General features: G+C 54.4%; 4 protein-coding genes. All 4 read right to left on the bottom strand.

The window, feature by feature from the left end; genetic code table 11:
* Positions 1 to 52: 52 nt before the first annotated feature.
* The 4 genes from ilvA to B2W96_RS09425 all read right to left on the bottom strand — a co-directional run bounded on the left by ilvA (position 53) and on the right by B2W96_RS09425 (position 5,150).
* Positions 53 to 1,246 (bottom strand): threonine ammonia-lyase, encoded by a 1,194-nt coding sequence (ilvA, locus tag B2W96_RS09440; RefSeq protein WP_293010038.1) that lies wholly within the window; start codon positions 1,244 to 1,246, stop codon positions 53 to 55.
* Positions 1,247 to 1,604: 358 nt separating this feature from the next.
* Positions 1,605 to 3,086, bottom strand: coding sequence for a carbon starvation CstA family protein (locus B2W96_RS09435; protein ID WP_293010037.1), 1,482 nt, complete (start codon positions 3,084 to 3,086; stop codon positions 1,605 to 1,607).
* Positions 3,087 to 3,417: 331 nt separating this feature from the next.
* The gene (locus B2W96_RS09430) at positions 3,418 to 4,125 is read right to left on the bottom strand and encodes a response regulator (protein WP_293010036.1); all 708 of its coding nucleotides are present in this window, start codon (positions 4,123 to 4,125) and stop codon (positions 3,418 to 3,420) included.
* Positions 4,122 to 5,150: a sensor histidine kinase gene (locus tag B2W96_RS09425; protein ID WP_293010039.1), complete on the bottom strand. Its 1,029-nt coding sequence runs from the start codon at positions 5,148 to 5,150 to the stop codon at positions 4,122 to 4,124. Before B2W96_RS09425 ends, B2W96_RS09430 begins: the two co-directional genes overlap by 4 nt.
* Positions 5,151 to 5,216 lie beyond the last annotated feature (66 nt).

The raw sequence follows: 5,216 nt of genomic DNA, 5'->3' as shown, positions 1-5,216 counted from the left end.
TTTGATCGCGCCGTCTCTCCTTTATTTTCGCCGTAGGGCGGATAGACCCCTGTTACCTGCTCAACACCTCATAGCCATTTGCGTGCAACTCCCGCTCGATGTCATCCACATGCTGGGCATTTCGCGTCTCCAGCACCATAGACACGATGCACGCCCCCACGTCGGCGTGCTTATCTTCCCGGGAGTGGTTGATGCTGAGAATATTGGCGCCCGTGTCCGACACCACCTGAAGAAGGCCCAGAAGGCTTCCCGGCTTATCTGCAATTTTTGCGGAAAATTCTGCTAGCCGCCCCGACTTGGACAGTCCCTTGGTTATAATGCGGGACAGCGTGGTGACATCCACATTTCCCCCGGAAACCAGGCACACTGTCTTGCGGTCGGTCACGTCCACCTTTCCAAACATAACGGCCGCCACCGGCACCGCGCCCGCCCCCTCCGCCACAGTTTTCTGGTCCTCCATCAGCGCCAGAATGGCGGTGGCAATTTCATCGTCTTTTACGGTGACAATTTCGTCCACGTATTTCGTGCACATGGCAAAGCTCAGATCTCCCGGTTCCTTCACGGCAATGCCGTCCGCAATGGTGGAAACGCCGGGCAGCTTCAGCGGGCGGCCCGCCCGCTGGGAGACGTACATCCCCGCCGCACCGGCCGCCTGCACGCCCACCACACGACAGGATGGTTTCAGGCTTTTGATGGCGCAGGCCACGCCTGAGATCAGGCCTCCGCCGCCAATGGGAACCACCACCTGCTCCGCCTCGGGCAGTTGCTCCAGAATTTCAAGGCCAATGGTCCCCTGCCCCGCCATGACCAGCTCATCGTTGAAAGGATGGGCAAAGGTATAGCCATGCTCGCGGGTCAGCCGCGCGGCCTCCGCGGCAGCGTCGTCATACACGCCGGGAACCAGCACCACTTCCGCACCATAGTTTCGCGTGGCCTCCACTTTACTGATGGGCGCACCGGCAGGCATGCAGATGATAGACTTAATTCCCAGCTTGGCGGCGGACAGCGCAATCCCCTGCGCGTGATTCCCGGCAGAACAGGCAATGACGCCATGCTTTGCCTCCTCTTCCGTCAGGGATCGAATTTTATTATAGGCGCCCCTAAGCTTGAACGCGCCGGTAAGCTGGAGATTTTCAGCCTTGATATACACATTTTTTCCCAGCTTTTTAGCAGGATTCAGCGGCGTTATTCTCGCCACGCCCCGCAGCGCAGCCTGCGCTTCCTGAATCATTTCCAGAGTCAGCATGGTCGTCCCCTCCTAAAAATTATAAAGCTTTCGCGCCCGCTGTACGTAATTGCAAACCATGCAGTGGTTTCACTTCCGGTTCCAACGGCCCGGAAAATCTCGCTTCCCGTCTTTTATTGGCAAAGTTATGTCTATAATTCGAGGACAAATTTACGCCTATTTGTCTTTTCTTACCGCAATTATACGGTTGCAGGGAAGGAATTACAATACACAGTATTTCCAAAGCTTGCGGCTTCGCGTTGACATTCCTGTAAATTTTTCCTTGTCCAAACATACAGACAGAGCCGCGGCCTTTGCCGCGGCTCTGTCTGTATGTAGTGCTCCGCCGCACTTCTTCGCGGCAGACAAGATTTAAAGATTACTTCCTCACGTTCAGGGGCGAAGACGCGGCTCTGCGGCGACCATACCAAAGAATCACAGCCGCATAAGCAATCGCCGCCACGCCGCCGATGGCATAGGCGCCACCCCAGGGAATGTTAAAGCCGATTTTGGCGTTCATAATAAACGTAATGGTAACAAAGGCATAAAACGCGCCGGGAATCAGAGGCACCCACACGTATTTGGCCTTACCGTTTTCAAACATCCAGATGGAGATGGCCAGGAACGCAAACAGAGCCAGCGTCTGGTTGGTCCATGCAAAATAGCGCCACAGAATGCTGAAGCCGGCGGGATTCATTTTTGCAAACACCAGAATCACGGCCACCAGCACATAGATAATGGCGGACAGAGACAGGCGCTTGCCGTTGCTGCTCTGGTCAATGTGGAAGGACTCGGCAATGCTCAGGCGCAGGGCGCGAAGAGCCGTGTCACCGGAGGTGATGGGCAGAACAATCACGCCCAGCAGTGCAATCAAGCCGCCCGCATTGCCCAGAAGGCTCTTGCAGACAACGCCGATGGTGCCGGTAGCCAGAGAGGGATTGGCCTCCTGCAGACCCAGATTGTAAACGCCCATGGCGCCCGCAGCCCAGATCATGGCAATGAAGCCCTCCAAGGTCATCATGCGATAGAAGGTGGTGTGGCCCTGCTTCTCTTTCTTCATGGTCCGGGCAATAATTGCGGTCTGCGTGGAGTGGAAGCCGGAGAGAATGCCGCAGGCCACGGTGATGAAGAAGATGGGGAAGAAGTGATTAGCGCCAAAATAGTCGCCGTACTTAATGAGACCGCCGTTCCAATCGTCCCAAACGTTGAGCAGAGGATAACCCTGCACCAGCAGGCCAATAAGCACGCCCACGGCGGAAAAAAGCAAAATCGCGCCGAAAACGGGATAAATTCTGCCGATGATCTTATCAATGGGGAAAACGGTGGCAATTAGATAGTAGGCAAAAATCACACCGTAAATCACCCAGGTGGAGACAGCGGTAGGTGCGCCGGAGAACCCAAACACCTGCGTGGCGGCAATGTCGCCGGGGGTGTAGATGAACACCGCGCCCACCAGCAGCAGCAGCACGCAGAGAATCACCTGATAAATCGCGTAAACACCCTTGTTGCTATATCTGCGGACCATCTCGGGCATCTGAGTGCCGCCATCGCGCAGGCAAATCATGCCGGAGAAATAGTCATGCATGGCGCCGCCGATCACGTTGCCGATGGGAATGGTCAAAAACGCGATGGGCCCGAACAAAATACCCTGAATGGGCCCGATGATGGGGCCGGTTCCGGCAATGTTTAGCAGGTTGATGAGGCTGTTCTTCCATTCCTTCATGGGAACATAGTCAACGCCGTCCTGCTTGGAATAGGCAGGCGTCTCTCGGTCGTCCGGCCCGAAAATTTTCTCGCAGAAGGTGCCATAAAGCGCTCCTCCGCCTACAAGAATTACGAGGCCAATGAAAAAGGTTGCCATAGATACACACACTCCTTTGTTTCTGCCGCTCCCACACGGCTCTTTACGGACCCTGTTAGGGTCCTTGTTAAGATAATAGCAGATTTTTCCTATAAATAGCGTTCAGAGTTTGTTAAGAATTATTTCGATTTTATAAAAAACAATTTAATTATCGTTAATTTCTCGTTAATTTATTGCCCGAAGTAAATATTTTTCAAGAACGCCGCCCCGTTAAAAAGAGGACGCCTTTTATACATTCTGCGCACATAAAAACGGAAAGCGGGTTTTATAAACCGCTTTCCGTTTGTTTTCAGATATATCAGGTTCCTTCAAAAAACTGCCGGTTCGGAGTTCAATTTCCCTCAGCAAGACGATAGCCCACACCTACCTCTGTGAAAAAGTACTCCGGTTCCGCCGGGTTTTTTTCCACCTTACGGCGAATGTTTGCCATATTGACCCGGAGAATCTGGTTATCGTCCCCCGCGCGGGGGCCCCACAGCTCTTTGATAATAAAATCATACGTGAGTACCTTGCCCGCGTATTTTCCAAGCAGTGCCACAATGCGAAACTCACTGAGCGTCAGCTTCGCGTTCTCGCCGTCTACCAGCACCTGATGCTTGTTGTAATCAATGGTCAAGCGGCCCACGGAATACGTGCCCTCCCGCGCAACCCCGTCGTTGGCTGAGGTGGTGCGGGTGTGGCGGATGGCGGCCCGGACCCGCGCCAGCAGCTCGGCGGTTCCAAAGGGCTTTGTCAGATAGTCGTCTGCACCCAAATCCAGTGCCGCCACCTTGTCCTGCTCGTGATCTCGGGCGGAGACCACCACCACCGGAAGACTGGACCAGGAGCGCAGGTTTCGCAGGATTTCCAGTCCATCCATGTCCGGCAGGCCCAGATCCAAAATCACCAGATCCGGGCAGTGGGACGAAATCATGGACAGCGCCTCCGTCCCCGTTCGGGCCTGTACGGACTCATAGCCGTTGTTGTCCAGTATGGCGGAGATAAACCGGGAGATGCTTTTCTCATCCTCCACCACCAATATCTTTTCCCGGATGTTCACTCTTCTTCCTCCTCTGTCGCGGGCAGGCAGAATACAAATTCCGCGCCGCCGCCCTTTATATTCCGCGCCTCCATGAAGCCCTTATGGGCTTTCACAATGGTGAGGCACACCATCAGTCCCAGTCCCATATCTCGCTTTCCGTCGCCGGCAGGAGTCTCGCTGCGCTTCAGCGTTCCATCAAACAGGCGGGGCATTTGCTCTCTGGGAATTCCCTGACCGTTGTCCTGAACGGAAAACTTAGCCATCCTTCCGTCCCGCTTCACTGACAGGGCCACCCGGGTGGTTGTCTCACCGTGTCGCACAGCGTTTTCCAACAGGTTTGCCAGAACCTGCGTAATCAAAATTGCGTCCATGGGCACCAGTAAAAGCTCGTGGGGCGCCTCCACAGTAATGTGCACATTGGGAAACCGCTTGCGAAATTTCCGGGCCGTCTCTCCTAAAATTTCTTCCGCTGCTTCATTCTTCTTGACGATGTGTGCCTGCCCGTTTTCCCCGATTCGCGTGATGGACAAAAGATTCTCCACCACCCGGATCAGCCACTGCGCTTCCTCCCGCACATCCCGCAGCAACTCTCCCTGTTCCTCGCTTGAAATCGAGGGATTTTCCAAAATAACGGAGGTGGACCCCACAATGGAGGTCAGCGGCGTGCGGATATCGTGGGCCACGGAGCGGAGCAGGTTCGCGCGCATTTTTTCCATCTCGTTGTCGGTGTGGAGCTTCTCCTGCTGTTTAATCTGCGTAGTCAGAGCACTGGTGACAATGGAAACCATGAGAAGCGTCAAAAAGGTCAGCGGATAGCCGGAAAGAGTAAAATCAATTGCCCCAAACGGATAGGTAAACATATAGTTTACGGAGACAACCCCCACCACGGCGGCCAGCAGCCCGAACAGATATCCGTCGGTCAGGCGGGAAATCAACAGCACCGCCAGCACAAAAACCGGGGAAGCAAAGCCCTCGCTGGTATCGGCGTGCAGCAATATCATGCAGGCCGTCCATGCGCAGATTAGAATCGCCGTGCATATCAACAAATCCCTTCGTCGAAAGGAAAAAATACTTTTCAAAAGAGATTTTCGAGTGTGCAAGCCTTCTCC

It is taken from the genome of Oscillibacter sp. UBA6647, assembly GCA_002455655.1.
Lineage (GTDB): Bacteria > Bacillota > Clostridia > Oscillospirales > Oscillospiraceae > Oscillibacter.
This window is presented reverse-complemented; position numbering and strand designations above follow the sequence as displayed.